This is a genomic window from Corynebacterium sp. A21 (assembly GCF_052266655.1).
Classification (GTDB): domain Bacteria; phylum Actinomycetota; class Actinomycetes; order Mycobacteriales; family Mycobacteriaceae; genus Corynebacterium.
The window spans coordinates 202949-227886 of sequence record NZ_JBQPQY010000001.1 but is presented as its reverse complement, the minus strand read 5'-3'; the positions used below and the strand labels follow the sequence as shown (position 1 = coordinate 227886).

The 24938-nt window shown below is 63.6% G+C and carries 27 protein-coding genes and 2 tRNA genes; 9 read left to right on the top strand and 20 right to left on the bottom strand.

Features of this window, described 5'->3' with window-relative positions; all coding sequences use genetic code 11:
• Positions 1-11: 11 nt before the first annotated feature.
• Positions 12-827 carry an HAD-IIA family hydrolase gene (locus ACTU46_RS01030; RefSeq protein WP_443378087.1) on the top strand — a complete coding sequence of 272 codons (816 nt, stop codon included), beginning with the start codon at positions 12-14 and terminating at the stop codon, positions 825-827.
• On the opposite strand, the gene ACTU46_RS01025 is transcribed toward ACTU46_RS01030, so the two are convergent.
• The 5 genes from ACTU46_RS01025 to ACTU46_RS01005 form a co-directional block, all read right to left on the bottom strand.
• Positions 811-1182 (bottom strand): hypothetical protein, encoded by a 372-nt coding sequence (locus ACTU46_RS01025; RefSeq protein WP_443378085.1) that lies wholly within the window; start codon positions 1180-1182, stop codon positions 811-813. The two genes, ACTU46_RS01030 and ACTU46_RS01025, sit on opposite strands and share 17 nt — an antisense overlap.
• A 292-nt stretch (positions 1183-1474) precedes the next feature.
• Entirely contained in the window at positions 1475-2284 is an 810-nt protein-coding gene (locus tag ACTU46_RS01020; protein ID WP_443378083.1) for a serine hydrolase domain-containing protein, read from the bottom strand.
• 58 nt (positions 2285-2342) lie between these two features.
• The gene (locus ACTU46_RS01015; protein ID WP_443378081.1) at positions 2343-3518 is read right to left on the bottom strand and encodes an HNH endonuclease signature motif containing protein; all 1176 of its coding nucleotides are present in this window, start codon (positions 3516-3518) and stop codon (positions 2343-2345) included.
• 93 nt (positions 3519-3611) lie between these two features.
• Positions 3612-4337 (bottom strand): trimeric intracellular cation channel family protein, encoded by a 726-nt coding sequence (locus ACTU46_RS01010; RefSeq protein ID WP_443378079.1) that lies wholly within the window; start codon positions 4335-4337, stop codon positions 3612-3614.
• A 14-nt stretch (positions 4338-4351) separates the two neighbouring features.
• Positions 4352-4425, bottom strand: a tRNA-Ile gene (locus ACTU46_RS01005).
• 57 nt (positions 4426-4482) lie between these two features.
• Here ACTU46_RS01005 and ACTU46_RS01000 point away from each other — a divergent pair.
• From ACTU46_RS01000 to ACTU46_RS00990, 3 genes are all read left to right on the top strand, one after another.
• Positions 4483-6021 carry an alkaline phosphatase D family protein gene (locus ACTU46_RS01000; RefSeq protein ID WP_443378077.1) on the top strand — a complete coding sequence of 513 codons (1539 nt, stop codon included), beginning with the start codon at positions 4483-4485 and terminating at the stop codon, positions 6019-6021.
• A 76-nt stretch (positions 6022-6097) separates the two neighbouring features.
• Positions 6098-6170 (top strand) — tRNA-Asn (locus ACTU46_RS00995).
• 97 nt (positions 6171-6267) lie between these two features.
• Positions 6268-6510 (top strand): hypothetical protein, encoded by a 243-nt coding sequence (locus ACTU46_RS00990; RefSeq protein WP_443378075.1) that lies wholly within the window; start codon positions 6268-6270, stop codon positions 6508-6510.
• On the opposite strand, the gene dnaG is transcribed toward ACTU46_RS00990, so the two are convergent.
• Positions 6507-8411 carry a DNA primase gene (gene dnaG, locus ACTU46_RS00985; RefSeq protein WP_443379367.1) on the bottom strand — a complete coding sequence of 635 codons (1905 nt, stop codon included), beginning with the start codon at positions 8409-8411 and terminating at the stop codon, positions 6507-6509. The genes ACTU46_RS00990 and dnaG overlap by 4 nt on opposite strands.
• Before the next feature lie 140 nt (positions 8412-8551).
• Between dnaG and ACTU46_RS00980 the strand changes: the two genes are divergently transcribed.
• Positions 8552-8947: a ribonuclease domain-containing protein gene (locus ACTU46_RS00980; RefSeq protein WP_443378073.1), complete on the top strand. Its 396-nt coding sequence runs from the start codon at positions 8552-8554 to the stop codon at positions 8945-8947.
• Positions 8937-9179, top strand: a complete 243-nt coding sequence (locus tag ACTU46_RS00975; RefSeq protein WP_443378071.1) for a hypothetical protein — start codon at positions 8937-8939, stop codon at positions 9177-9179. The genes ACTU46_RS00980 and ACTU46_RS00975 overlap by 11 nt, the downstream gene beginning before the upstream one ends.
• On the opposite strand, the gene ACTU46_RS00970 is transcribed toward ACTU46_RS00975, so the two are convergent.
• Positions 9176-10441 carry a deoxyguanosinetriphosphate triphosphohydrolase gene (locus ACTU46_RS00970; RefSeq protein ID WP_443378069.1) on the bottom strand — a complete coding sequence of 422 codons (1266 nt, stop codon included), beginning with the start codon at positions 10439-10441 and terminating at the stop codon, positions 9176-9178. The genes ACTU46_RS00975 and ACTU46_RS00970 overlap by 4 nt on opposite strands.
• Positions 10442-10448: 7 nt before the next feature.
• On the bottom strand, positions 10449-11057 hold the full coding sequence (locus ACTU46_RS00965; RefSeq protein ID WP_443378067.1) for a YdcF family protein: 609 nt from the start codon (positions 11055-11057) through the stop codon (positions 10449-10451).
• Positions 11058-11081: 24 nt separating this feature from the next.
• Between ACTU46_RS00965 and ACTU46_RS00960 the strand changes: the two genes are divergently transcribed.
• Positions 11082-13046 carry a TPM domain-containing protein gene (locus tag ACTU46_RS00960; protein WP_443378065.1) on the top strand — a complete coding sequence of 655 codons (1965 nt, stop codon included), beginning with the start codon at positions 11082-11084 and terminating at the stop codon, positions 13044-13046.
• Positions 13047-13049: 3 nt separating this feature from the next.
• Here ACTU46_RS00960 and ACTU46_RS00955 read toward each other — a convergent pair whose 3' ends face one another.
• From ACTU46_RS00955 to ACTU46_RS00945, 3 genes are read right to left on the bottom strand one after another with little or no spacing between them, the layout of a single operon-like run.
• Entirely contained in the window at positions 13050-13529 is a 480-nt protein-coding gene (locus tag ACTU46_RS00955) for a hypothetical protein (RefSeq protein ID WP_443378063.1), read from the bottom strand.
• A complete protein-coding gene (locus ACTU46_RS00950) occupies positions 13530-14051 on the bottom strand; it encodes a hypothetical protein (protein ID WP_443378061.1) in 522 nt (173 codons plus the stop codon).
• Complete coding sequence (locus tag ACTU46_RS00945) at positions 14051-15436, bottom strand: glycine--tRNA ligase (RefSeq protein ID WP_443378059.1); 1386 nt, start codon at positions 15434-15436, stop codon at positions 14051-14053. The genes ACTU46_RS00950 and ACTU46_RS00945 overlap by 1 nt, the downstream gene beginning before the upstream one ends.
• Positions 15437-15683: 247 nt before the next feature.
• Between ACTU46_RS00945 and ACTU46_RS00940 the strand changes: the two genes are divergently transcribed.
• Both ACTU46_RS00940 and ACTU46_RS00935 read left to right on the top strand, forming a co-directional pair.
• On the top strand, positions 15684-16010 hold the full coding sequence (locus ACTU46_RS00940) for an ArsR/SmtB family transcription factor (protein WP_443379364.1): 327 nt from the start codon (positions 15684-15686) through the stop codon (positions 16008-16010).
• 50 nt (positions 16011-16060) lie between these two features.
• Positions 16061-16501: a Fur family transcriptional regulator gene (locus tag ACTU46_RS00935; protein ID WP_443379361.1), complete on the top strand. Its 441-nt coding sequence runs from the start codon at positions 16061-16063 to the stop codon at positions 16499-16501.
• Here ACTU46_RS00935 and ACTU46_RS00930 read toward each other — a convergent pair.
• The 9 genes from ACTU46_RS00930 to dnaJ form a co-directional block, all read right to left on the bottom strand.
• Complete coding sequence (locus ACTU46_RS00930; protein ID WP_443378057.1) at positions 16493-17548, bottom strand: VIT1/CCC1 transporter family protein; 1056 nt, start codon at positions 17546-17548, stop codon at positions 16493-16495. The genes ACTU46_RS00935 and ACTU46_RS00930 overlap by 9 nt on opposite strands.
• A gap of 22 nt (positions 17549-17570) precedes the next feature.
• A complete protein-coding gene (locus ACTU46_RS00925) occupies positions 17571-18242 on the bottom strand; it encodes an isoprenyl transferase (protein ID WP_443379359.1) in 672 nt (223 codons plus the stop codon).
• A 75-nt stretch (positions 18243-18317) separates the two neighbouring features.
• A complete protein-coding gene (recO, locus tag ACTU46_RS00920; RefSeq protein ID WP_443378055.1) occupies positions 18318-19058 on the bottom strand; it encodes a DNA repair protein RecO in 741 nt (246 codons plus the stop codon).
• 14 nt (positions 19059-19072) lie between these two features.
• Positions 19073-19990: a GTPase Era gene (gene era, locus ACTU46_RS00915; RefSeq protein WP_443378054.1), complete on the bottom strand. Its 918-nt coding sequence runs from the start codon at positions 19988-19990 to the stop codon at positions 19073-19075.
• A gap of 38 nt (positions 19991-20028) precedes the next feature.
• The gene (locus ACTU46_RS00910; RefSeq protein WP_443378052.1) at positions 20029-21369 is read right to left on the bottom strand and encodes a hemolysin family protein; all 1341 of its coding nucleotides are present in this window, start codon (positions 21367-21369) and stop codon (positions 20029-20031) included.
• Complete coding sequence (gene ybeY, locus ACTU46_RS00905) at positions 21370-21942, bottom strand: rRNA maturation RNase YbeY (RefSeq protein WP_443378050.1); 573 nt, start codon at positions 21940-21942, stop codon at positions 21370-21372. It abuts the gene before it with no gap.
• Entirely contained in the window at positions 21939-22964 is a 1026-nt protein-coding gene (locus tag ACTU46_RS00900) for a PhoH family protein (protein ID WP_443378048.1), read from the bottom strand. The genes ybeY and ACTU46_RS00900 overlap by 4 nt, the downstream gene beginning before the upstream one ends.
• A gap of 23 nt (positions 22965-22987) precedes the next feature.
• Complete coding sequence (locus ACTU46_RS00895; RefSeq protein ID WP_443378046.1) at positions 22988-23731, bottom strand: 16S rRNA (uracil(1498)-N(3))-methyltransferase; 744 nt, start codon at positions 23729-23731, stop codon at positions 22988-22990.
• On the bottom strand, positions 23731-24861 hold the full coding sequence (gene dnaJ, locus ACTU46_RS00890; RefSeq protein WP_443378044.1) for a molecular chaperone DnaJ: 1131 nt from the start codon (positions 24859-24861) through the stop codon (positions 23731-23733). Before dnaJ ends, ACTU46_RS00895 begins: the two co-directional genes overlap by 1 nt.
• Positions 24862-24938: the final 77 nt, after the last annotated feature.

The following is a 24938-nucleotide window of genomic DNA, read 5'->3' as shown; positions in this document are numbered from 1 at the left end:
CAATGGCAGGCATGAGCCACAACATTGCCTACCTGACCGACATGGACGGCGTCCTCATCCGCGAAGGTGAGATGATTGCCGGCGCGGATCGCTTCCTCCGGGAACTCGAAGACAACCGCATCCCCTACATGGTGCTGACCAATAATTCGATCCACACCCCCAGGGACCTCTCCGCACGACTGCGCTCCTCCGGCCTCGACATCCCCGCAGAACGCATCTGGACCTCAGCGACGGCCACCGCCCACTTCCTCGCCAGCCAGAACAAGATCGGCACCGCCTACGTCGTCGGCGAATCAGGGCTGACCACCGGGCTCCATGCCGCCGGCTGGATCCTCACCGACGCCAGCCCAGATTATGTCGTCCTCGGGGAGACCCGCACCTACTCATTCGAGGCGATCACCACCGCCATCAACCTCATCACCGCCGGAGCCCGCTTCATCTGCACCAACCCCGATGTCACCGGCCCAGCACCCCACGGGATCCTGCCCGCCACCGGGGCAGTCGCCGCCCTCATCACCGCCGCCACCGGCATGGCACCCTACTACGTGGGAAAGCCGAACCCGGTGATGATGCGCTCCGCACTCAACACCATCGGAGCGCACTCCGAGCACACCGTAATGATCGGCGACCGCATGGACACCGACGTCCGATCCGGGCTTGAAGCCGGACTGCGCACCATCCTCGTGCGCTCAGGCATCTCCGACGACGCGGAAATCAGCCGCTACCCCTACCGACCCACCAAGGTCGTGAACTCCATCGCTGATGTCGCCGACAATATCCTCGACCCGTTCGGGGACGGTGCCTTCCTGATTAATGAAGAAGGCTGAGAGCCGCGTCGAAACAGTGCTCCTGCGCCATGCTGGACAGCACATCACGCAGATGACCGAGCTCCCGCTCGGTTCCGGTGATCAGCTCCCGACATTCAACGGCACGGCGGTTGTCCTTCGAGGGGTTCCAGGTGGTGCACCAATTGGCGTAACGGGGGTCCTCCCCGGAAAAACTCAATGCTGCGGGGCTGGGGATGCAGACCACCATGGCGGACTCCACGCTGGGCCGCAAACCTCGCGGAAGGTTATGGATGGTCAGTACCGCAGTCTGATTGGGTGATTGGGGCATGCTCTGGCTCTCCCACAGATTGGAGGCCGCTAGCTGACGGGTGGGAGTAAGCATGTTCATCGTCATGTCGGTGTCCTTCGGCAACACGGAACAACACCTGCGTGCGCCCTTGAACAGCTGGGCCCACCACAGGTGATGCAAGACGAGGTTCGTCTTCCCCAACGGCCTCGTATGTGCGTCAATCCAATGACGTTTCACATGCCAGTGTCCGGTAGGATCCCCTCCCCCGGCAACCCTCGCCCCACGCCAGGGACCCCCATTTATTAAAGCTCTACTTGAGGGTTATGGCTAGCCGCGTCTGCGCACATCCTAACCTGTCAGTTTCCTGAGCAGGTGCTCATTTTCGGCATGTCGCAGTCTAATCCGCGAGCTCCCGCCAGATCGCCTCATTGGTCTCGGCCCACAATGGCTTCGCCCAGTCACCAAAGGCACGGTCCGTGAGGGCCACCATGGCACGGCCGGTGGGCTGATGAACCCAGAGATAGGTCCCGGACTGACCGAAGTGCCCCACCGTCTCAGCCGGCATCGATGCAGCTGTCCAGTGTGGGGACTTCTCCCCACGAATCTCGAAGCCCAGGCCCCAGGGGCAGGGGCGCTGCATGCCATAGCCCGGGACAATGCCGCGCAGTTCCGGATACTGAACGGCATAGGCCTGCCTGAGGGTGTCCGGGTGTAGCAGGGTGGGCGCGAGCAGCTCCCCGGCAAAGGCGGTGAGGTCGGCGACCGTGGAGCGCGCCTCATGTCCTGCAGATCCCCAGAGGGCGGTGGCGTCCATCCCCAGGGGCTCGAGCAATCCCAGTCGCAGGTACTCCGGGAAGTCGATCCCGGTCTCCTGTGTCACCGCCTCGGCAAGGATCTCGAAGCCGGCGGATGAGTAGATTCTTCTTTCCGCCACCGGTTTTACTCGGTCTTCCCGTTTGAAGCCGACCCCGGAGGCGTGGGCCAGCAGGTGCCGGACGGTGGCGCCTGCTGGCCCGCAGGGGCTGTCCAGGTCGAACACCCCCTCTTCCACTGCGAGGAGAACCGCGTAGGTGGACAGCAGTTTGGTCACACTCGCCAGCTCATACACTCGCGAGGTGTCCCCCACCTCTTGTACGCGGCCGTCACTGAGCAGTGCGGCGGCGGCATGCTCAACGGGCCAGTCCTGAACCTTAGAAAGTGCACTCATGGCGCCCATCCTAGGCTGGGCATGCCGGAACGCCCCGACGGCTGGCCGCCGCCGGGGGTCAGTTGCGTGCCCGGGAACGTTGTCCTGCGGGCTGTTCGCTCAGCGGGTGGGTGTTGAACCGGAGTGGTTCCCGTGGATCAGGTGGTTGCCAGCCGACCCTTCCGGTGTGCGGGTCCCTGATCGCAAAGCCGTTCTTCGGTCGTTCCCGATCGTCGTCGTTCATGCCGTTGTGGACGGCGCACAGCAGTGCCAGGTTCTCCAGATTGGTTTCACCACCGAGTTTCCAGGCGATGAGGTGGTGTGGTTCGCAGAATATTCCTGCCCGGGCGCAGTCGGGATGGGAACAGACCAGCTGGTCCAGTGCGAGGATCTGTCGTTGTTTGGTGTTGGCGAATCGCTGGGTACGTTTCAGGTCCACCGGCTGTGCGTTCTCGTCGTAGAGGAGGATCTGTCCGATGTCGGCGAGCCGTTCCTGCACCAGCGACCAGGCGCTGATACTGGATCCGTCATTGCAGTGGAAGAGATGGTCCGGACCCATTCGTCCGGCCCGGGCTTCCCGCAGGTCCCCCGGGGTCATGATCACCGCGAGTTGGAGTTCTTCCTGCGTCCCGCTGCCGCCGGCTCCCAGCTGTGCGATCAGGACGTCAGCACCGGCTTGTTCGAAGCTCAGGCCGGGATCGGTTTTGCGCAGCTGCTTGATCTTCGGGTGCAGGGTACGTTCCAGGGCACGCATGGTCTGGTCCGGCAGGCTGAGCATGGCGTGGCGCATCCCCGCGGCATCCGGGTTTCGGGAGGTCCGGAGTTTTCTTCGCCCCCGGTTGGCGCCCTGCCCTGCCCCACGGTTGGCTTCCCGGACCCGGTTGACGCTCAGTTCCTTGATCTGGTCGATGGTGTATTCCGGTGCCAGACGGGTCATCTCCAGGCGGATTGTCTCCCGGGAGTCCTTCGCACCGCCCAGCAGTGAACTCAGGGCGGTGTTGATGGCCAGCAGTGCCTCCACCGGCAGTTGGTGTGACCTGGCCAGTTGCACGGACTCTGAACGCAGCGCCCGCTCCCCAGTGTCATTCTCCCGCCCGAATAGCGCCTTGCCCAGTTTGAGCAGACGCGCCGCCTGGGTTCCCGGGAGCCCCAGTTGCGAAGCGAGCATGGCCGGGTTGGTGTTGGCCCGGTGGAGTTCTGCCACCAGGTCCACACCGAGCCGCTGTACGGCCAGGAACTGCGCGAGGAGGGTCATGCCACGAACTTTAGGTACTCCCCCCGGAACCCAAAATCAGCCACCACTCACCCTGTGGACAGCTACCCTCCCTCCACAGGTTCAATCGCCCACTCACTTCTCCCGGTTGCGTCTTTCGGAATTGCGGCCCTTGGTTTCGGCGCGTCTGAGCGCGGATGACAGCTGGGCTGCGGTCATATTCACCGGGGCAAATCCCGCCGATTGCGGGAACACCCATTTCCTCCAATAGCTGAGCACTGCCAGGGCGATACCGAACAGGGGTGAGATGATCATCCCCACGGCGTCCATGCCGACGGTGTGGAAGATGACCATGGATACTGCGGCAAGTACGGCGGGGATGGCGTAGAGCGGTCCGCCGCCGAAGACCTGGGGCACCTCGCCGACGAAGACGTCCCGGATCATGCCGCCACCGATCGCGGTGATCACGCCCATGAAGATGGCGGAGAGCCAGGGCAGGTCGTAATTCAGGGCCTTCACGCAGCCGGTGACGGCCCAGACCCCGAGGATGATGGCGTCGCCATGCACCCTGAACAATTCCCAGGGTTTACCGTTGAAGTTCACGGCGAGGGCGATCACGGCACCCGCGAAGGCGAGGGTCAGATATGTGGGGTCCGCGATCGCGGCGGGTGCTCCCTCCTGAATGAGGGTGTCCCGGAGCATGCCGCCACCGAGCGCGGAGAACAGCGCCAGGAAGAGGAAGCCGATGATGTCAAAATTGCGTTGGCGGGCGATGGTGCCGCCGATGATTCCGTTGAGTACAACTCCGATGAGATCGGAAATCTGGTAGATCACCAGGATTTCCGGGTCGACGTTCGGCATAATCAACAGCTTAGTGGGGCCAGCGGGGCTCGAACCCGCGACCTACGGATTATGAGTCCGCGGCTCTAACCGACTGAGCTATAGCCCCCTTGCCACGCGTGGCAACCAGACCAGCATACCAATGGCGAAAGATGGAGTTCCACCCATGCCCCTCAGTCGCCGTACCCTCCTCAAGACCGGCGTCCTCGCCGCCGGCGCCGGCCTGGCCCTCCCCCGGGACCACCTGCCCTTTCAGCACGGGGTGGCCTCGGGCGATCCCCTCCCGGATTCGGTGATCCTTTGGACCCGGCTGACCCCCTCCCCCGAGGCCATCCCAGGGTCGGGGCAGGGAGCACTGACCCCCGTTTCCTGGGAGGTCGCCCGCGATGAGGGTTTCCGCGACGTCGTCACGCGTGGCCGGGTGACCTCCGGACCGGCCCGGGACCACACCCTCCACGTCGACCCCGGCGGTCTGGAACCGGACACGGTGTACTACTTCCGCTTCCTGCTTGACGACGGCCGCGCCTCCCCGACCGGGCGCACCCAGACAGCGCCGCCCTTTGACTCGAACCCAGACTCCCTCACCCTGGCCGTCGCCTCCTGCGCCAACTGGGAATCCGGGTACTTCTCCGCTTACTCCGATATCGCGGCCCGCGCCTGGGCCGGCCAACTCGACCTCTGTGTCTTTCTCGGCGACTACCTCTACGAATACGGGCGCGGCGAGTACACCGCCGCACAGGGCGCACTCCGCCTGCACGAGCCGCCCCATGAGCTGCTCACCCTGGCGGACTACCGGATCCGACACGGCCATTACCGGACCGACCGCGAACTTCAGGCCGCCCACGCGGCCCTACCCTGGTCCCTCACCTGGGACGACCACGAGATCGCCAACAATTCCTGGCGGGCCGGCGCAAAGAACCACTCCCCTGGCGAGGGTGAGTGGCAGGGGCGTCGTCACGCGGCGATGCAGGCCTACCTGGAATGGCTCCCGGTGCGGGCCAGCGGCACCCCGATCTACCGGACACTGCGCTTCGGTAACCTCGCCGAACTGAGCATGCTGGACCTGCGTTCCTACCGTGACCAAGCTAGCTTCACCGACCCCCAGCGCACCATGATGGGCCAGGAACAATTCCACTGGCTGCAACGCCGGGTCGAAACTGCCAACACCCGCTGGAACCTCCTCGGCAACTCAGTCATGCTCGCCCCTATGGAATTGGGCCGCGTTGATCCACGGGTGCAGGAGGCACTCGGTTCCCCCTTCAATGGAATTCCGCTCAACGCCGACCAATGGGACGGCTTCGCGGCCGACCGTGCCCGCCTGCTGCAGGTCTTGGCGGACAAGGGCACCCCGACGCTCTTCCTCACCGGTGACATCCACACCGAATGGGCCAACCGGGTCATGTTCCGGGGTGAAGAGCTCGGGGTGGAGCTGGTCTGCTCCTCGGTGTCCGCCCCGAATGTCGATGAACAGCTGAAGTTGAGCGCCGATAATCCGGCCAGCCACCTCGCGGAACAGCTCATCCGTGACTCCAACCCACACGTCCGCCACGTGGATCTCGACTCCCACGGTTACTCCATCGCCCATCTCACCGCCGCAGAGGTGCAACTCACGTGGCTGCGTGTGGATGATGTGGAACGCCGGGGTTCCCCGGTCCGCGAGGCCATCGGACTAACCTGGCGACCTGATCGTGGATTCACTTCCTGAACTGGCGATTTGCTAACTTTCAACGACTGTCGATATAGTTACATCTCGTTGCAGGGAACACTCCCGGCGGACATATTCCCCTATAGCTCAGTTGGCAGAGCATTCGACTGTTAATCGAAAGGTCACTGGTTCGAGCCCAGTTGGGGGAGCAGAATTAGTCCCGGGTCACCGAAACGGTGCCCGGGATTCTTTGCGCTAGGATGGCTGTCGGAAATCCACTATGCACCCAGGGAGTCAGATTCTGTCATGATCCAGTTCGTGATCGGCGCCACCGCAGGCTACGTCTTCGGAACCAAAGCCGGACGCAAGAGGTTCGAGCAGATCAAGAAGGGCTACCTGACGGCCGTGAACTCGCCGGCCACCCAATCCGCGGTCAAGGCCACCCGTAAGGCATTGGCGGACCGCCTGGATCCGCAGCCCCGGATGCGGGAAGTCAAGAACCTCCGGCGCGATGATGACAGCACCGTCCTGGAGCCGGACGAGAACTAACCCCGCAGGGCGCGGTCGTTGAGTTCCCGCCGTGCCTGCTCCAGGGCAACCAGGTCCGCGAAGAGCGAATTGTAGGTCACCTCATCATCGCTGGGGCGCATCCGCTGGAGCTGTCCCTTGAGTTGGGCGATCTGATTGCCCACCCGGGTCTCCTGGAGCCGGGAGAGCACGCTGTCGACATAGCTGTTGAGGTTCTCCACCTCAACCTGGATCTCCTCGACCGCGAGCTCACTGACCAGGGAGCGACCCAGGAGGTCCGCCATCCGCTCAGAGACTGCGGCCAGCCAGTCCACGCCCTCACGGGCGGAGGCGCAGCCCCCCGCCGCGGCGATGGCCTCGCGGACCAGGCGGTAGGCCTGGTTGCTGAAGGTGTCCACCGCCAGCCCATCGAAGTAGCTGCCTGCGAGCTCTGGGTACTGCAGGGAGATCTTCAGACTTTCCCGCTCAGACCAGAGCCTGGGTTCACGTCGGTTCGGCAGAATCAGCGTGGGCTTTTCCTCCCGAACCGGCTGCGCCTGGTCATTATCGAAACGCCTCGCCCGGCGGGGCGTCGGCTCCGCCCGCTTGGGGCGCCGCGTTTCCTCGCGGACCTGCTGCAGCACCTCCCCGGGATCATTCCAGCCGACCCAGCCAGAGAGCAGGCGGGCATACTCCCCCTGCAGGGCATGGTCACGGATGCCGGCGACGACGGGCACGGTGCGCCGCAAAGCCTGGAGGCGACCCTCGACGGTGTCGAGCCGGAAGTCCTTCAGCATGGCGCGGATGACGAATTCAAACATCGGCTCGCGGGAGGCCACCAGATCACGGACGGCAGCATCACCGCGGGCCAGGCGCAGATCGCAGGGGTCCATGCCATCGGGGGCCACTGCCACGAAGGACTGGCCGGTGAACTTCTGGTCACCGTCGAAAGCCTTCATCGCGGCCTTCTGGCCTGCTTCATCGCCGTCGAAGGTGTAGATCAGCTCACCGCGGAAATAGTTGTCGTCGAGCATCAGGCGGCGCAGCATCTGCAGGTGGTCCTCACCGAAGGCGGTGCCACAGGAGGCGACCGCGGTGGTCACACCGGCGGCGTGCATGGCCATCACATCGGTGTAGCCCTCCACCACCACCGCCTGGTGCCCCTTCGCGATGTCCCGCTTCGCCTTGTCCAAGCCGAAGAGCACCTTGGACTTGTTGTAGAGGAGAGTGTCGCGGGTGTTCATGTATTTGCCCATGTTGTCGTCCTCGAAGAGCTTCCGCGCCCCGAAGCCGATGACATCGCCGGAGAGGTTCTTGATCGGCCAGAGCAGCCGACGGTGGAACATGTCGATCGGGCCACGCTTGCCCATCTTGGACAGACCGGCCGCCTCAAGTTCCTTGAAGTCGAAACCCTGGCGCAGCAGCACCTTGGTCATGGTGTCCCAGCCCTCGGGGGCGTAACCACACTCAAACTCATGGGCGTGCTCAACGGAGAAGCCCCGGCCCATGAGGAAATCTCGGGCTTTGCCTGCCTGCGGGGTCTCCAGCTGCTGCCGGTAGAAGGCGTGGGCGGCCTTGTTCGCGGCGATCAGCCGTTGGCGGGTGCCGGGCTCTTCCCGGCGCCCCGTTCCCCCACCCTGGTAGTTGATGTGGAAGCCGATCTTCTCGGCGCAGGCCTCAACGGCCTCCGGGAACGTGATGTGCTCCATCTTCATCAGGAAGCTGAAGACATCACCGCCCTCCCCGGTGGAGAAGCAGTGGAAGTAGCCGCGGTTGGGGCGGACGTGAAAGGAGGGGGTCTTCTCGTCCTTGAAGGGTGAGAGACCCTTCAGTGAATCCGCACCCGCCGGCTTGAGCTGAACGTAATCGCCCACGATCTCCTCGATCGGTGTGCGTTCCCGGATCGCCTGAATATCGCTCTCGGGAATTCTCCCTTTGTTCATCGCACCCATGCGTTCAACTCTAGCTGGGCGGTCAAATTCGGCCCCGCAACCTTGTGAGTCGCCCCACCGATCAAGAGATTATGCAATCGATTTCACATGACGTTTTCAGAAAACCTCCCCCGGCATGAGAAGATTTTCCTATGCCAAAGCAGAATTCCCGCACGACAAAGTGGACGCTCGGCTCGGTGGGCGCCCTCATTATTGCGGTGGCGGCGGCCTGGTTCGGGCTCGGCGATGACAGCTCCTGCACCCTTGAGGCGCTCCCGGCGGAGGCCGTCGAGGTCGTGTCGGCTGTCCAGGCTGGCGGCCCCTTCGAATATCCGGACAACGATGGGGTGCACTTCGGGAACTACGAGGGTCAGCTTCCCCCGGAAAACTCTGATTTCTACCGGGAGTACACGGTGGAGACCCCGGGACTGAACCATCGGGGAGCTCGCCGCATCGTCACCGGTGGTGGCGAAGACACCGATCCTGAGACCTGGTACTACACCTCAGACCACTACGAATCCTTCTGCGAAATTCCTGATGCTGAATAATCCGATCCTGATCACCCACCCGATCCTCAACCACGCCGACCTCTTTGAGGCCTTGGCGGACAGCACCTATAACGGACAGCGCCCGGCCCCGAAGAACCTGGACGGCATGGCCGATCTCCTCCGGGAATTCCGGGTCTCCAAGATCATCTGCGCCGACTGGCGGTTGAGCGGAGATGAGGCCCGGGGCGTGCTCGGGGTCTTTGCGGATCTGCAGATCAACCTCCAGCGTTAAGCCAGGAAAGTCGTCACATCCGCAGAATGGCGGGCCACCCTCTCCAGACGGGATTCCGTCATGGAGGCGATCTGATCGACAATCACCCGCTGCCGCTGCGCCGGGGTTTCCGCCTCCTCCCACCAGCCCCGAAAGAGCGGGTCCAAGGCCCCGGGTGCACCGAGGGTCAGGTAGTCGAAAACCCGGAAAATTCGGTCACGCTGGCGCTCCTGGCGGGCGATATGGCCAGGATCATCCATCACGTAGAGCACCGCGATGGTCTTGAGCAGGGTGACCTCGGCCAGCGCCTGTTCAGGGATGATCAGGCGGCCATGTACCCGCCCCAGTTGTGCTGATCCCGATGTCGCGCCGATCGTCACCCCGACATAGCGTCCCACCAGCTCTGAGGTCAGACGTTTGAGGGCGGTATAAGAGCGCAGCGTGCCATCGAAATCGGCGGCCTCATGGACCACGGCGAGATCGCGCAGCCCGGCCGCGGCGTCGATGAGCGCCGCTGGGTCGCCGCCGAAGGCCCGGGCTCCCTTCGCTGCCAGCGCGGCCAGTTCCACCAGGTCCCGGAGTACTCCCAGATCGACGCGACCGGAGACGATGCCGTCCTCGACATCGTGCACGGAGTAGGCAATGTCATCGCACCAGTCCATCACCTGGGCCTCCATCGCGGGGGTCTGGTCCGTATGCCCCTCACGCAGCCAGGCCAGGATCGCGGCATCCTCATCATAGGCGCCGTACTTTGCGTTCACGGAGCCATCCGGATTGGTTTTGGTGCGCGGGTACTTGCAGGCGGCGTCCAGCGCGGCACGCGAGAGATTCAGGCCGACGCTCTCCCCCGCATCGGAGACGATCTTCGGCTCCAGCCGGGTGAGAATCCGCAGGGTCTGGGCGTTGCCCTCGAAGCCACCGCAGTCCGCGGCCACCTGATTCAACGCTTTCTCACCGTTGTGCCCATAAGGCGGATGCCCGATGTCGTGGCACAGACCTGCCAGTTCCGAGAGATCGGGATCCAGTCCCAGCCCGGCCCCCAGGCCGCGGGAAATCTGGGCGACCTCCAGCGAGTGGGTCAGCCGGGTTCGGGGGGTGTCCCCGTCACGCGGGCCCACCACCTGGGTCTTATCCGCCAGCCGCCGCAGCGCCGCCGAGTGCAGCACCCGCGCCCGGTCCCGGGCGAAGGCACCCCGGTGGTCGGGTTGGGAGTCGGTGAACTGACTCCCCTTGGGGGATTCATCGAAGCGGCGCTCAGTGTCGGTGGGACGGTACTGGTACATGGTTCCTTCAGTTGCCTGCGTGTCGCCGCAGCTGCTCATGTCGGGCCCGACGCGAAGGCCGCACCCGGGCCTGCAGTCGGCGGAGGATGTCCTCCAGCCTATCTGCCGCACCACGGCCGAAGAGGCGGGACACATATACCACCGCCAATCCACCTGTCTCATGACTCAGCGCCCGCCACCAGGCAGGTGACGGACACTTCGTCGGTGAGGTCCCGGTGGGATCACCCACTGCCGGGATTCCCGCCGCCTGTGCCAGTAGCACGGCTCTTCTACTGTGCAGCGGGTCGGTGATCACCGCTCCCCGTTGCCCAGCCAGCCACGGCAGCTGTTCCAGCGCCGCCGCATAGGAGCCTCGGGTATCCGACCCCTCAGGTACCGCCAGGAGCCGCTCCCCCGCCACCCCCTTTTCCCGGAGATAGCGCCTCCCGGCCTCAGCCTCGGTGAAGCGGTCACCGGGCAGTTTCCCGCCGACGGTGACCACCGGGATGCCGGGTAGCTCCCGCGAGCGTCGCAAAGCATGGTCCAGCCGGGCGGCGAACTGCCGCGAGGGGCGGCCATCATATTGCGCGGTACCCAGCACCAGCAGCCAGGCCGGGTCCTTCCGTGACGACTTCATCTCAGACAGTCTAATCTGGGCGGCATGGAACTAAATCTGGTGCGACTCGGGGCGGCTGCCATAACGGCGGGGACGATCACCTTCTTCGGCGGCACTTTCGGTCCGGCTCTGGCAGGTGCCGAGATTGTGGCGCAGGCCCCCGACTTCTATAGCGAGCGGGTGACGGATCACTCCGGTGTGCTCTCCGCCTCGGAGAAACACCAGATCGAGGAAGCGATCAACGCCCTGCAGATCGAACAGCAACGGGTGATCTTCGTGGTGTTCCAGCCCAGCTTCAACGGCATGAGCGCCGAGGAATGGACCCAACAGGCCGTGGCCCTCAACGGTGGTGACAATGTCGCGGTCTACGCGGTGGCCACCGAGGACCGCATGATCGGGCTGCGCGGCGGTTCCCAGTGGACCGACGCCGAACTCGGCAACATGTATGAAGCCGCCTACGCCGAACTCGCCGGAGCCAACTGGGCGAGCTCCGCCTTGATGCTTGTCGACGCCGCCGCCGGCTCAGGTTCCGGTTCCGGGGTGGCCTGGCTGGGCGGCGGGACCGCCGCCCTCGCGGTGGCAGGCGGCGGGCTCTGGGCCTACTCCCGCAGCCGGAAGAAGAAGACCGACGCCGAACTACTGGCCGACTCCAGGGGCATCGACCCTGCCGACACCAACCAACTACTGCGACTGCCCCTGGAGACCCTGGAATCCCTGGCTCAGGAGGAACTGGTCTCCACCGATGAATCCATCCGCCGCGGCCGGGAGGAACTGGACCTGGCCATCGCCGAGTTCGGCCCCGACCGCACCCGTTCCTTCACCCGGGCGATGAACCACTCCACCACCACCCTGCAGCGCGCTTTCGCCCTCAAGCAGCGCCTGGATGATGCCATCCGTGAATCCGAGGCGGAACGCCGCAATATGCTGGTCGAGATCATCTCCACCTGCGGCCAGGCCGATGACGCCCTCGATGCCGAGGCTGCCAACTTCGCCCAGCTGCGCAACCTGCTGGTCAACGCCCCCGCCAAACTCGACGAGATCACCCAGCAGACCATTGACCTACGTGCCCGGCTACCACAGGCAGCCGAAGTCCTGAATCAATTACGTCAGCACTACCCGACGGACGTCCTCAGCAGCATCGACGACAATATCGAGGCCGCGACCATCAGCCTCGACGAGGGGGAAAAGGCACTGGCAGCCGGACGCGAACTCGAATCCCGGCCCGCCGGCCAGCAAGGCAGCCTCATCGACGCGATCCGTAATGCCGAGCACGCCGTGGAAGTAGCCAACCGGCAGTTGCGCAGCATCGAGCACGCCGATGAGAATATCCGCGCCGCCCGGGCTGGACTGGACGCCCTGATCACCGAGGTTGAAGAAGAGATCCGAGAGGCCGAACAGCTCAAACATGAGGAAGTCAAGGCCGATTGGAACACCATCGATGATGTGGTGGCTCGGGCTGGCGCGCAGGTGGAGGAAGCCCGCCTAAATGGCGACCGAGATCCCCTCGCCCTATTCACCTCGCTCAATGAAATCGACGCGGAACTTGATCTCCACCTCGACCAGCTCCGCACCACCGCCGCAGATCAGGCCCGCCTACTCCAACTCTTCGACCAGCAGATAGCCTCCGCGAGCACCTCGATTCAGACGGCGGAAGATCTCATCGCCTCCCGCGGACGGGTCATCGGCTCCCAGGCCCGCACCCACCTCGCCGAAGCGAAACGACTGCAGGCCATGGCGCTGCAACTACGTTCCTCCGATACCCGGGCCGCGATCGAACACGCCCGTCAGGCCAGTGCACTGGGCACCCGGGCACTCAAGCAGGCGCAGCGCAATATTGAGGATTACCGCAACCGACACCGCGGCGGGGGCGGCGGCAACAGCGGCACGGGTGCCTTCGTCGCCGGCATGGTAATCAACAGTCTGCTCTCCGGCGGGGGCCGGGGTGGCGGTGGTGGTGGCTTCGGTGGCGGAGGCGGAGGCGGGGGCGGCTTCCGCGGTGGCCGCTTCTAGCCCCTAGGCGAGCCGGGGGCGGCGCACCGGGGAGTCCACCAACACACATACCCAGGTTAAAAAGACCGCATCAATGGTGGGCATGGAGCCCTCGGCAGGGCCTTCCGAGACCGCCACCTTGCCGGAGACCAGCGGGCGGACGATCGCAGCGACCTCCCCTGAAGCATTGAGGATCCGGCGTTCCTTGCGCCACATGGAGACCCGCTCCAAGGTGTACTTCCGCCCCACGCAATCGGCGTGGAGGCGGCTGACGGTGTAGCCATCCTGATTCAGGGTGTAGACGTCCCCGTTCGCGCTGGTTGCACGGGCACGGAAACGGAACGGCCCGGGGCTGCTCTCCACCAGCAGGCGCTCATCGCCTTGATAGATCAGGTCAGTGCGGACCTCTGCGATGAGCTTGCCGTGGGTGTCTAAGAGCTGGTTGCCCTCCCACAGCCACCGCCCGGCACCAGATTCGGTGAAGCTTCCAGCTCGCTCCCCCATCTATTTCACCACGAAGGCAATCAGGCCGATGACCGTGAACCCCAGCAGGGTGCCGATCAGGGTGCGGGAGGATGAACCGAGGTTGGCCTGCAGCACCAGCCGGACGAACCAGCTCAAGGCGGCACGCTCCTCATCACTGAGTTGCACGCCCTCATCGAACTCGAGGATGGAGCGACGCACGCCATTGTTTCCGGCGGAGAACTGCCCCACCTTGTCACCTGCGGCATCGTCGATGATCCAGTCGTTCCTGGTCTCACTGACCAGAGTGAACTTCGTGCCCGCGAGGGAAACCTCGATCCGCTTGGCACGGCCGAAGTCGGCGGGTGCCTCGAAGACGCGGCCGTCGCTAAGCGTTGCCCTGGCACCCTCGGATTTCTCGTAGTGCAACTGCCAGACCTCGCCGCCAACGACGGCGGTGGACTCGCCGAATACCCCGAGTTCCTCTGGTCCGGCTTCGATCAGCAGTGGAATACGGACCTCATTCTCGACCTTTTCCCGCTTGCCCCAGGAGGTGTAGTGCATCAGCAGCCGATCAGGCGCTGTGCGAGGTAGCCCTGCAGCTCATTGAGCGGCACGCGAACCTGTTCCATGGAGTCACGCTCGCGCACGGTGACGGCATTGTCCTCGAGGGAATCGAAATCGTAGGTCACGCAGAAGGGGGTACCAATCTCGTCCTGTCGACGGTAGCGGCGGCCGATGGCACCGGAGGTGTCATAGTCGACATTCCAGAACTCGCGCAGGCCGGCGGCCAACTTCTGGGCCGGGACGGCGAGCTCCTCCTTCTTCGACAGCGGCAGGACAGCCACCTTGACCGGGGCCAGGCGACGGTCCAGCTTGAGCACGACGCGCTTATCGACGCCGCCCTTGGAGTTCGGTGCTTCATCCTCATGGTAGGCATCCACCAGGAAAACCATCATCGCGCGGCCCAGGCCGGCGGCGGGCTCAATGACGTAGGGGATCCACCGCTCGTTGCTCTCCTGATCGAAGTAGCTCAGGTCCTCGCCGGACCCCTCGGAATGAACCCGCAGGTCATAGTCGGTGCGGTTGGCCACGCCCTCCAGCTCGCCCCACTTGGTGTTGGCGAAGTTGAAGGCGTACTCAATATCGACGGTGCGCTTGGAGTAGTGGGACAGCTTCTCCTTCGGGTGCTCGTAGAGGCGCAGGTTCTCCTCCTTGATGCCGAGGTTGAGGTACCACTGGAAACGAGTGTCGATCCAGTACTGGTGCCATTCCTCATCCTCCCCCGGCTTGACGAAGAACTCCATCTCCATCTGCTCGAACTCGCGGGTGCGGAAGATGAAGTTGCCCGGGGTGATCTCGTTACGGAAGGACTTGCCGATGTTGGCGATACCGAACGGGGGCTTCATCCGCGCCGAGGTCATCACGTTCTTGAAGTTGACGAAGATACCCTGGGCGGTCTCCGGACGCAGGTAGTGCAGGCCCTCTTCATCATCAACCGGGCCGAGGTAGGTCTTGAGCAGGCCGGAGAAGGCCTTGGGCTCGGTCCAGTTACCGGGCTGACCGGTCACCGGGTCATTGATGTCGGCCAGGCCGTTGACCGGCGGGTGGCCGTGCTTCTCCTCGTACGCCTCAAGCAGGTGATCGGCACGGTAGCGCTTGTGGGTGTGGAGGGACTCAATCAGCGGGTCAGAGAAAACCTCAACGTGACCTGAGGTGACCCACACCTGGCGCGGAAGGATGACGGAGGTATCCACACCGACGACATCGTCGCGTGACTGCACCATGGAACGCCACCACTGCTTCTTGATGTTGTCCTTCAGCTCGACACCGAGCGGACCGTAGTCCCAAGAAGAGCGCGTACCACCGTAAATTTCACCGCCGGGATAAACCAAGCCGCGTCGCTTGCAAAGGTTAACAACGGTGTCGATGACGGAATTCTTCGCCATGGGGTTCTGGTACTCCTCGGGATCGGAATATAAAGGTCACTGCGCCTCAGAGTCACTGACTCCGACGCAGACTCCCCGCCAGTTTAGCTGCTCACCCCGCTACTGCCAGCGACCACCCGAAACAAGAATGGCGCTGGGGACGAGATCCCCCCACACCCCCCTTTTACAATTGAGCATTCAGTGGAATATTATACTTAACACAAGACACAAATCAGGTTCTTCTTAAAGTAGCGAAAGGGGCCGGGACATCACTAGCATTCCCACCTCTCTGGACCTCAGCCATACCAATCAGCTTTTCAACGCCTTGAACTCGCCGCTGCGCCTGCGGCTCATCTCACTGCTCCACAATCGGGAGCACACCGTCAGTGAGCTTTCGGCCAGCACCGCAAAGAGTCAACCCTTGGTCAGTCAGCACCTCAAGATCCTCAAGAACAGCGGGATCGTCGAGTTCAACAAGCGCGGCCGCAGCAGCCATTACCGGCTCACTGACCTCGGCATCATCAATCTGATCCAGGAAGCCGCCGTCTTCGCACTGGAGAATGTGCCCCCAGAATCGGGGTCACCAGTGAGTTAGTTGAAGGGGTAACCTTGACTGCAACTTCCAAGCACGAGGAAAGTAGTGTCATGGCCACCTTCAACTCCGGCATTCCCAAGCTCGGGGCGCGAAACACCCGTCAGCGTACCGCCGTGATTAACGTGCTGCGGGAATTGGATAATTTTTCCTCCGCCAAATCGATCTACACCGCTCTTGAGAGCAGAGATATCAGGGTCGGGTTGACTACCGTCTACCGGACCCTGCAGTCGCTCGCCGAGATCGAAGCCGTGGATGTCCTCAATATGAGCAACGGTGAAACTCTCTACCGCCATTGCTCCACCCAAAAGCACCACCATCATCTGGTATGCATTGACTGCGGAAAAACCGTGGAGATCCCCGGCGGCCCGGTGGAATCCTGGGCCCGGCAGATTTCCGCAGAGTACGGCTTCGAGCTCACCGGACACGATGCCGAGATCTTCGGCCGCTGCCCGGCCTGCCTCGCCATAAGAAAGCAGGAAGGATCAGAGTAGGGCGCCGAAAGCCGCGCCCAGGCCAAAGGTGATCGCAGCCGCGCCCAACCCGATAACCAACTGACGTAGCGCCCGGTACAACGGCGGTTTTCCGGAGAGCAGGCCGGTGATGGAACCCGTGAGCATCAGCGCCAAAGACACCAGCACCAAAGCAATAACACCACCCACCAGGTTGCTGGCTCCGAAAATGAAGGGGAGCAGCGGCAGCACCGCTCCGGAGGAGAAGAAGAGGAAGCTGGACAGACCCGCAGACATGGGGCTGCCACCGAAGTCCTTCTCCACCACAGCCTCGACGGGATCAGGGTGGTCCCGACGTTGCAGCACCGCCATCGCCTGCACTTCCGCATCCGCCTGGGACATCCCCCGGGCACGATAGACCAGCGCCAGTTCATTGGCGTTCACATCCAGCCGCGGCACCACCTCTTGTGCGTCCTGGCCGGGCCGCGCCGCCTCCAGCAGCTCCTGCTGGGAGCGCACCGAAATATACTCGCCGGCCGCCATGGATAACGCCCCGGCCAGCAGACCGGAGATACCCGTCAGCAACACGATATTCGGGGCGACACCGGAACCCATCACACCGAGCACCAGGGCGAGGTTAGACACCAGTCCGTCATTCGCCCCGAATACTGCGGCGCGAAAGGATCCGGAGAGTTTCTCCCGCCCCCGGGAAGCAAGTCCACGGACCACCTCAGCGTGGATCTTCTCATCCGCAGCGATCTGCTCGGAGGCATCCGCATCGGAGAGATAAGGAGTGCGGTTTTCCGCGGACTGCATCATGGCCAGGGTGAACACCGACCCGTATCGCCGGGCCATGAAGCCGTTGATCCGGGTACCCAGTCCCGGCTGCAGCGGCATCCCGATATCGTTGCCGAGCTTCTCTTGCCAATAGCTTTCGTGGCGGTTCTCCGCTTCGGCTAATGCCAGGAGAATTTCCCGCTCTTCCCCACTGCGGTGGGCGGCGAGTTCCCGGTAGACCGCGGCCTCCGCCCGTTCATTAGCGAGATAACGCCGCCAGCGGTTGATCTGGCGCCGCGTCGGTTTGTCCATTTCCCTGATCATGCCCCTCAGATTACTTCGTTCCACCGAACCTGCGATCACGGCGGGCATACTCCTCGACGGCGTCAAACATGTCCTGTGGCGTGAAGTCAGGGAAGAGCTTGTCCTGGTAGACAAGCTCGGCATAGGTGGAATGCCAGGGCAGGAAGTTTGAGGTGCGCTTTTCACCCGAGGGACGCAGGAACAGGTCGACATCGGGCATGTCCGGTTCATTGAGGAAGCTGCCGAAGGTCTTCTCGGTGATGTCCTCGGGACGCAGTTCCCCGAGTGCAGCACGGCGGGCGATGTCCCGGACAGCATCGACGATTTCGGCACGGCCACCGTAGTTGATGCACATGTACAAGGTCATCCGGGTGTTGCCATCGGTCATTTCCTCAGCGGTCTCCAGCTCACGGATCACCGAACGCCAGAGCCGGGGGCGGCGCCCGACCCAGCGCACCCGCACCCCCTTCTCGTTGAGAACATCCCGCTGGCGGCGCAGCACATCGCGGTTGAAGCCCATGAGGAAGCGGACCTCACTGGCACTCCGGCGCCAGTTCTCGGTGGAGAAGGCATAGGCCGAGAGATGGGTGACCCCCATCGCGAGGCAGGCGTCGACGGCATCCATGAGGACCGCCTCGCCACGCTTATGACCTTCGGTCCGTGCCAGGCCCCGTTCCTGAGCCCAGCGTCCGTTGCCATCCATCACCAGCGCGATGTGCTTGGGGAGGAATTTTTCGGGGATCTGCGGAGGATTGAGATTCACAGGTTCTATTGTGCCTTATCCCTGATCGAGGATCTTCAACGATGGCAGCTTCTGCTCCAGGTGCCACTGGAGGTGCGCGGTGGTCAGCCGGTGCGCAGCGGCAAGGATCTCAGGTTTTCCCAGGTAGCTTGCCGTGCTCTCCCGGTGCCCGCCACTGAGCAGCCACATCAGGTGCAGGGTCTCCGCCGGGATTTCCGCGGATCCGGTGGGTCGGCAGTTCAGGCAGACCGCACCACCCGCCCCGGGGTGGAAGGCATGGTGTGGGCCCGGCGCATTGCACTGGGCGCAGTCAAAGAGACTCGGTGCCCAGCCAGCGTGTTTCATCGCTTGTAGGAGGAATGCATCAAGCACGACCTCCGGGTGTGCTTCGACTTGGATCCGCCCGAGCGTATCGACGAGCGCGTCATAGAGCCAGGGATCCTCCCCCTGCTCGACCACGGCGAGACGGCCGGCGCTCTCCAGAGCGGCACAGGCCGCAGTGTAGCGCGGGTACTCCTCGATGATGCCGGAGGCGAAGTAGTTAAGGGTGTCTGCCCCGGCGATGGTGGCCAGGGTGCGGCCGGGGTAGAGGGAGACATCAAGCTCGACGAAGAGCTGGAGCCGGGAACCGAAGCGGGATTTGGCGCGGCGAACCCCCTTCGCCACGGACCGGACGATCCCGTGGGAGCGGGTCAACAGGACAATGATCCGGTCCGCCTCCCCGAAATCGTGGGTCCGGATCACCACCGCACGGTCGCGGTAATTCTCCCGCCGCATGATCCTCGGGCCGCCTAAAAGCCCAGTCGGCCCAGGGACTTCGGATCGGACTGCCAGTTCTTGAGCACCTTCAGACGGATGTCCAGGTACACATTGGAACCCAGCAACGCCATGATGTCCTGGCGCGCGATATGGGTGATGCGCGACAGCCGACGACCGTCCTTGCCGATGAGGATGGTCTTCTGCCCGGGACGCTCCACATAGATCACGGCGTGGACGTCAAGGACTCCCTCGCGATCCTTATTGGGGAGGATCTCGTCGATCTCGACGGCCACCGAGTGCGGGAGCTCGTCCTTGAGTCCGGACAGTGCCGCCTCGCGGATCATCTCGGCGAGACGGGTCTCGGTGTCATCATCGGTGATGTGGTCATCCGGGTAGAGCTTGGGCCCCTCCGGCAGCAGGCCGGCGATGACGTTGAGCAGGACCTCAGTCTGGATGCCCTCCTGTGCCGACACCGGAACGACCTCGGAGTTACCGCCGAGGAGTTCATGCAGGGCCACCAGCTGCGCGCCGACCTGGTCTTTGGTGGCCTTGTCCAGCTTGGTCACGATGCCGATGATCGGGGTCTTGGGCACGACATTGCGCACCGCCTCCAGGATCCAACGGTCACCGGGTCCGATCTTCTCGTCCGCCGGGATGGTCAGGCCGATGATATCGACATCGGCGTAGGTCTCCTTGACCTGTTCATTGAGCCGCTCGCCCAGCAGGGTTCGTGGCTTGTGCAGGCCCGGGGTATCCACCACGATGATCTGGGAGTCCTTGCGGTGGACGATGCCTCGGATCGGATGACGGGTGGTTTCGGGTTGATCCGCGGTGATCGCGATCTTCTCCCCCACCAGTGCATTGGTGAGAGTGGACTTACCCGTGTTCGGGCGTCCGACGAAGCTGACGAATCCGGAGCGGAAGCCCTCCGGGGTGCTGGTGAAGCTCAACAGGCCATCCTTAGCTAGAGAAAGATTATTCCTCCACTCTAGCGTGAAGAAGCCTCCAACTCCGCAGCGGATTCTCCATCAGTGGGAGAAGTAACCTCCACGAGCACGGAACGCACCCGCACCCGACCCCGTCGATCCTGGCCTCCGAGGCCGGTGAGGTTAAGCCCGTGGGTGCTCACCTGGGCACCTGGCAGCGGTACCCGGCCAATCTCAAAGGCGATCAGACCGGCGACGGTGTCCACCTGATCGAGCAGCTCCTCGCTGAACTCGATTTCTCGTTCATGGTCCTCCTCGATCTGCTCCATGAGGTCATCCAGGGGCAGCCAGGCCACCACGCGGTAGGTGTCCGCCGAGAGCTGTTCGATGGGCGCCACCTCCCGCTCGTCGTACTCATCGGCGATCTCGCCGACGATCTCCTCCAGGATGTCTTCCATGGTGACCAGGCCGGCGATGCCGCCGTATTCGTCGACCAGCATCACCAGGTGGGTGTGGTCGACCTGCATCTGGTGCAGCAGTTCATCCAGCGGTTTAGAGTCCGGCACGAAACTGGGCTCGCGCATGACATCGGTGACCATGACTGAGTGGCCGCCATCGGTGGCGGTGTAGGTCTGTGCCATCAGGTCTTTGAGGTAGACCACGCCGACGATGTCATCGACGTTCTCGCCGACCACCGGGATGCGGGAGTTACCGGAACGCACGCAGAGGGTCACCGCTTGTCCGGCGGTCTTATCGGATTCGATCCAGATCATCTCGGGTCGCGGCACCATCACCTGGCGGGCATTGGTCAGTGCCAGATCGAAGACGTTCTGGATCATCCGCCGTTCCCCGATCTCCACGATGCCGTGCTCCTGGGCGATGTCGACCATCTCCCGCAGCTCGATCTCGGTGGAGTAGGGTCCGTCCCGGAATCCGGCACCCGGTGAAATCAGGTTGCCGAGCCAGATCAGCAGCTTGATCACCGGACCCAATACGAAGGCCAGCGCCGAGAGCACCATCGCCGAACGCAGGGAGATGGTGTACGGGTTCTTGCGTCCCATGGTCCGGGCGAAGAAGCCGATGACCACGAAGGTGACCAGGGTGACGGAGATGATGGCGACGGTGATCGCCAGCGGGTCGTTATCGAGCAGTGCCATCGCCAGGCCCGCCGCAAAAACGGCGGCACTGACGCTGAGCAGATTCTGCAGCAGCACCAGCAGGTTGATGTGTTTAGCCCGGTCGATGAGTATCTTCAACAGCGCCGGTGCGCCCTGGACCTCATCTTTGACCAGTTGTTCCACCCGGGCCCGAGAGATGCTGGACACCGCCGCTTCCACCGTGCCGATCAGGCCGGCGGCCAGCAGCGCGAGAATCGTGACCAGTCCCCAAGCTAATGCCCCCATCTAGGAATCTGCCTCGCCCATCTTCTCATCGAGTGCCTCGCGGTCCGCGGCCGAGGGGAAGGCCCCCGGGCCGGTGGGACGCGGGTGGTACTCCAGGCCACGACGCTTGAGATCGTCGTACCAGTCGGCCAATAGTTCGTTCTGGAGAGCGAACATCTCGCGCTCCTCCTCGGCGGTGGTGTGGTCGTAGCCGAGCAGGTGCAGGCAACCATGGATGGTCAGCAGGGCCAGTTCATGGTCTAGTCCGTGTCCGGCGGCGGTGGCCTGCTTCTCCGCGAACTCCGGGCAGAGCACGATGTCGCCGAGCAGGGCGGGGCCCGGTTCATCGGCATCTGGGCGGGCGCCGCCGCCGGGGGTGAGCTCGTCCATCGGGAAGCTCATCACATCGGTCGGGCCTTCAAGGTCCAGCCAGCGCACGTGCAGCTCGGCGATGGTGGCCAGGTCCACGATGTGGATGGCGGCCTCCGCATCGGGGTGGACGTCCATTTCGCCGAGGGCGAAGGAGAGGGCGTCGATAAGCATTTCCTCGTTGATGCTGGCAATACCGGATTCATTGAAAACTTCAATGCTCATCGCTGATCATCTTCCTCATAGTCGTCATAGGCCTCGACGATCCGGCCGACCAACTGGTGACGGACCACATCGCCGCTGCTGAGTTCACTGAAGTGCACATCCTCAACACCGCGGAGGATGTGGCGCACCACCCGCAGACCGGACTTCTGTCCGCCGGGCAGGTCGATCTGGGTGATGTCGCCGGTGACCACCATCTTCGAGCCGAAGCCGAGACGGGTCAGGAACATCTTCATCTGCGCCGGAGTGGTGTTCTGTGCCTCATCAAGGATGATGAAGGCATCGTTGAGGGTGCGGCCACGCATATACGCCAGCGGCGCGACCTCGATGACCCCGGCCTCCATCAGCTTCGGGATGGTCTCCGGGTCCACCATCTCCCGCAGTGCATCATGCAGCGGACGGAGATAGGGGTCGATCTTCTCGTTCAGGGTGCCGGGCAGAAAGCCCAGCTTCTCGCCGGCCTCCACCGCGGGACGGGTGAGGATGATGCGCTGGACCTGCTTCGAGTGCAATGCCTGCACCGCCTTGGCCATGGCGAGATAGGTCTTACCGGAACCGGCTGGACCGACGCCGAAGACAACGGTGTTCTCGTCGATCGCGTCGACGTATTCCTTCTGTCCCAGGGTCTTCGGGCGCACCACCTTGCCGCGGCGGGAGATGATATCGGAGCCGAGTACCTCGCGCACCGACTGAGGGGCCTCCACCGTGACGATGCCGACAGCGTGCTTGACGCCGTCCGGGGTGATCACCTGGCCGCGACGGGCGATGGACTGCAGTTCCTCGAGCACCTTCAGCGAGCGGGCGACCTCGTGGGCTGGCCCGGTGATCCGCACGACGGTGCCTCGGGCGAAGAGATGCGCACCGAGCTGGTTGTTGAGAACCCGCAGATTATCATCGTTGATCCCCAGGATGGTCTGAACATGTTGCTGGTCCAGTTCCACACTCCGGGTGATCGCCTCGACCCGGCGACGGGTCTCCTTGGGGTGTTTGGAGGCTGCCACGTTGTGTTCAGCGCCTGCTTTCATCTTGAGGGAAATTATTGGTCACCTTACCAGCGGGAGGTCAGTACCCCGAGGGCGGCGAGAGCGACCATCGCCGCGCTCGCGGTGCGCAGCACCTCGGGACCGAGTTTCACCGGCCGGGCTCCGGCACTGCGCAACTGGGCCAGTTCGGTTTCACCGATGCCACCTTCGGGACCGATGATCAGGTACACCTGTGCTACTTCGCTGAGCTCGAGCGCCTTGATCGGGGTGGCCGCATCCTCATGCAGGACCAGCACCAGGGCGTCCGGCTCCCCCACCAGCAGCTCCACCAGCTCGGCGGTGCCCACAGGTGAAGGGTAAATCCGGGGAACGGTCGAGCGGCGCGACTGCTTAGCCGCAGCCAGTGCCGTCGCCTCCCACTTCGCCACCCCCTTGGCGGCCTTCGGGCCGGTCCACCTGGCCACGCAACGCTGCGCCTGCCAGGCGATGATCTCATCCGCACCTGCCTGGGTGGCCAGGTCAATGGCCAGCTCAGAACGCTCGGACTTCGGCAGCGCCTGCACCACGGTGACCCGCGGGGTCGGCACCGGATCGGTGCCCACCTCGAGCACCTTCAACCCCAGGGCGCTTTTCGACGCCGTGAGCACCTCAGCCTGTGCCCAGCCCCCGCGGCCGTCGATAAGCTTCAGCAGCTCACCGGGCCCCAGGCGCTTGACTGTGGCCGCGTGACGGCCTTCGGGACCGTCGAGCTGTATCTGCTCGCCGACCCCGGGCAGGGCCGCATCGAAGTGAAAAACCGGCAGCGACATCAGCGGCGGAAGCGGTTACGCAGTCGGCTGAACAGGGATTCCTCGCCATCGTCTTCACTACGCACCGAGGAGGCCTCAGCCCGGTGATCCCGCAGCTGGGTGAGCAGATCACGGGAGGTGTCATCGAGTTCGGTCGGGATGACCACATCGACATGCGCGATCAGGTCACCGAAGTTCTGGCTCCGAAGCTGAGGCATGCCCTCACCCTCGAGGCGGATCTCCTGGCCGGGCTGGGTGCCCGGGGAAATGGTGACCGAGACCTTCTCCCCCGCCAGGTCCTCGACCTGGAAATCTGCGCCCAGAGCGGCATCGAACATCGGCACCTTGACGGTCAGATGCAGATCATTGCCCTCGCGGCTGAAGATCTTATGGCGGCGGGTGGCTACCTCAACGTAGAGGTCACCGGCCGGGCCACCGCCCTGACCCACCTCGCCCTGACCGGCCATGCGGATGCGCATGCCGTCATCGATGCCGGCGGGAATGTTGACCACCAGGTCACGGCGTGCCTTGACCCGGCCCGCGCTGCCGCACTTCTCGCAGGGGTCGGCGATGATCTCGCCATAACCGCTACAGGTGCCGCAGGGACGCGAGGTCATGACATTGCCCAGGAAGGTGCGCTCCACCTGCTGTACTTCTCCGGAGCCGTGGCAGGTGCCACAGGTGGTGGGCCTAGCCTTGGACTTCGATCCGGTGCCCTCACAGTGGTCACAGAGGATCGCGGTATCAACCGTGATCTCCTGCTTGACCCCGGCATAGGCCTCCTCGAGGGTGATCGCGGTCCGCAGCAGGGCATCATTGCCCGGTTGGACCCGCGAACGCGGGCCACGGGAACCGCCGCCGGCCCCGCCCCCGAAGAAAGCCTCGAAGATATCGCCGAAACCACCGCCCCCGCCACTGGGCTGGCCGCCGCCTTGCTCCATCGGATCTCCACCCATGTCTACGATGCGGCGCTTCTCCGGGTCGGTCAGGACCTCGTGCGCCACTGAGGCCTCACGAAACTTCTCCGCTGCCTCATCTGTGTCATTGACATCCGGATGGTACTTCCTGGCCAGCTTGCGATAAGCCTTCTTGATCTCCTGATCCGTCGCGGAACGGTCGACGCCAAGGATGCCGTAATAATCACGAGCCACGGTTAGTTCGTACTTCCTTTACTCACAATGAAATGATGGTCTTTCAGATACCCGAGCCATTCTAACGCCCCGGCACC

Coding starts and splice junctions, on each gene's coding strand:
- ACTU46_RS01030 (WP_443378087.1), top strand. CDS start 12: ATGAGCCACAACATTGCCTACCTGACCGACATGGACGGCGTCCTCATC.
- ACTU46_RS01025 (WP_443378085.1), bottom strand. CDS start 1,182: ATGACGATGAACATGCTTACTCCCACCCGTCAGCTAGCGGCCTCCAAT.
- ACTU46_RS01020 (WP_443378083.1), bottom strand. CDS start 2,284: ATGAGTGCACTTTCTAAGGTTCAGGACTGGCCCGTTGAGCATGCCGCC.
- ACTU46_RS01015 (WP_443378081.1), bottom strand. CDS start 3,518: ATGACCCTCCTCGCGCAGTTCCTGGCCGTACAGCGGCTCGGTGTGGAC.
- ACTU46_RS01010 (WP_443378079.1), bottom strand. CDS start 4,337: ATGCCGAACGTCGACCCGGAAATCCTGGTGATCTACCAGATTTCCGAT.
- ACTU46_RS01000 (WP_443378077.1), top strand. CDS start 4,483: ATGCCCCTCAGTCGCCGTACCCTCCTCAAGACCGGCGTCCTCGCCGCC.
- ACTU46_RS00990 (WP_443378075.1), top strand. CDS start 6,268: ATGATCCAGTTCGTGATCGGCGCCACCGCAGGCTACGTCTTCGGAACC.
- dnaG (WP_443379367.1), bottom strand. CDS start 8,411: ATGAACAAAGGGAGAATTCCCGAGAGCGATATTCAGGCGATCCGGGAA.
- ACTU46_RS00980 (WP_443378073.1), top strand. CDS start 8,552: ATGCCAAAGCAGAATTCCCGCACGACAAAGTGGACGCTCGGCTCGGTG.
- ACTU46_RS00975 (WP_443378071.1), top strand. CDS start 8,937: ATGCTGAATAATCCGATCCTGATCACCCACCCGATCCTCAACCACGCC.
- ACTU46_RS00970 (WP_443378069.1), bottom strand. CDS start 10,441: ATGTACCAGTACCGTCCCACCGACACTGAGCGCCGCTTCGATGAATCC.
- ACTU46_RS00965 (WP_443378067.1), bottom strand. CDS start 11,057: ATGAAGTCGTCACGGAAGGACCCGGCCTGGCTGCTGGTGCTGGGTACC.
- ACTU46_RS00960 (WP_443378065.1), top strand. CDS start 11,082: ATGGAACTAAATCTGGTGCGACTCGGGGCGGCTGCCATAACGGCGGGG.
- ACTU46_RS00955 (WP_443378063.1), bottom strand. CDS start 13,529: ATGGGGGAGCGAGCTGGAAGCTTCACCGAATCTGGTGCCGGGCGGTGG.
- ACTU46_RS00950 (WP_443378061.1), bottom strand. CDS start 14,051: ATGCACTACACCTCCTGGGGCAAGCGGGAAAAGGTCGAGAATGAGGTC.
- ACTU46_RS00945 (WP_443378059.1), bottom strand. CDS start 15,436: ATGGCGAAGAATTCCGTCATCGACACCGTTGTTAACCTTTGCAAGCGA.
- ACTU46_RS00935 (WP_443379361.1), top strand. CDS start 16,061: ATGGCCACCTTCAACTCCGGCATTCCCAAGCTCGGGGCGCGAAACACC.
- ACTU46_RS00930 (WP_443378057.1), bottom strand. CDS start 17,548: ATGGACAAACCGACGCGGCGCCAGATCAACCGCTGGCGGCGTTATCTC.
- ACTU46_RS00925 (WP_443379359.1), bottom strand. CDS start 18,242: ATGGATGGCAACGGACGCTGGGCTCAGGAACGGGGCCTGGCACGGACC.
- recO (WP_443378055.1), bottom strand. CDS start 19,058: ATGCGGCGGGAGAATTACCGCGACCGTGCGGTGGTGATCCGGACCCAC.
- ACTU46_RS00910 (WP_443378052.1), bottom strand. CDS start 21,369: ATGGGGGCATTAGCTTGGGGACTGGTCACGATTCTCGCGCTGCTGGCC.
- ybeY (WP_443378050.1), bottom strand. CDS start 21,942: ATGAGCATTGAAGTTTTCAATGAATCCGGTATTGCCAGCATCAACGAG.
- ACTU46_RS00900 (WP_443378048.1), bottom strand. CDS start 22,964: ATGAAAGCAGGCGCTGAACACAACGTGGCAGCCTCCAAACACCCCAAG.
- ACTU46_RS00895 (WP_443378046.1), bottom strand. CDS start 23,731: ATGTCGCTGCCGGTTTTTCACTTCGATGCGGCCCTGCCCGGGGTCGGC.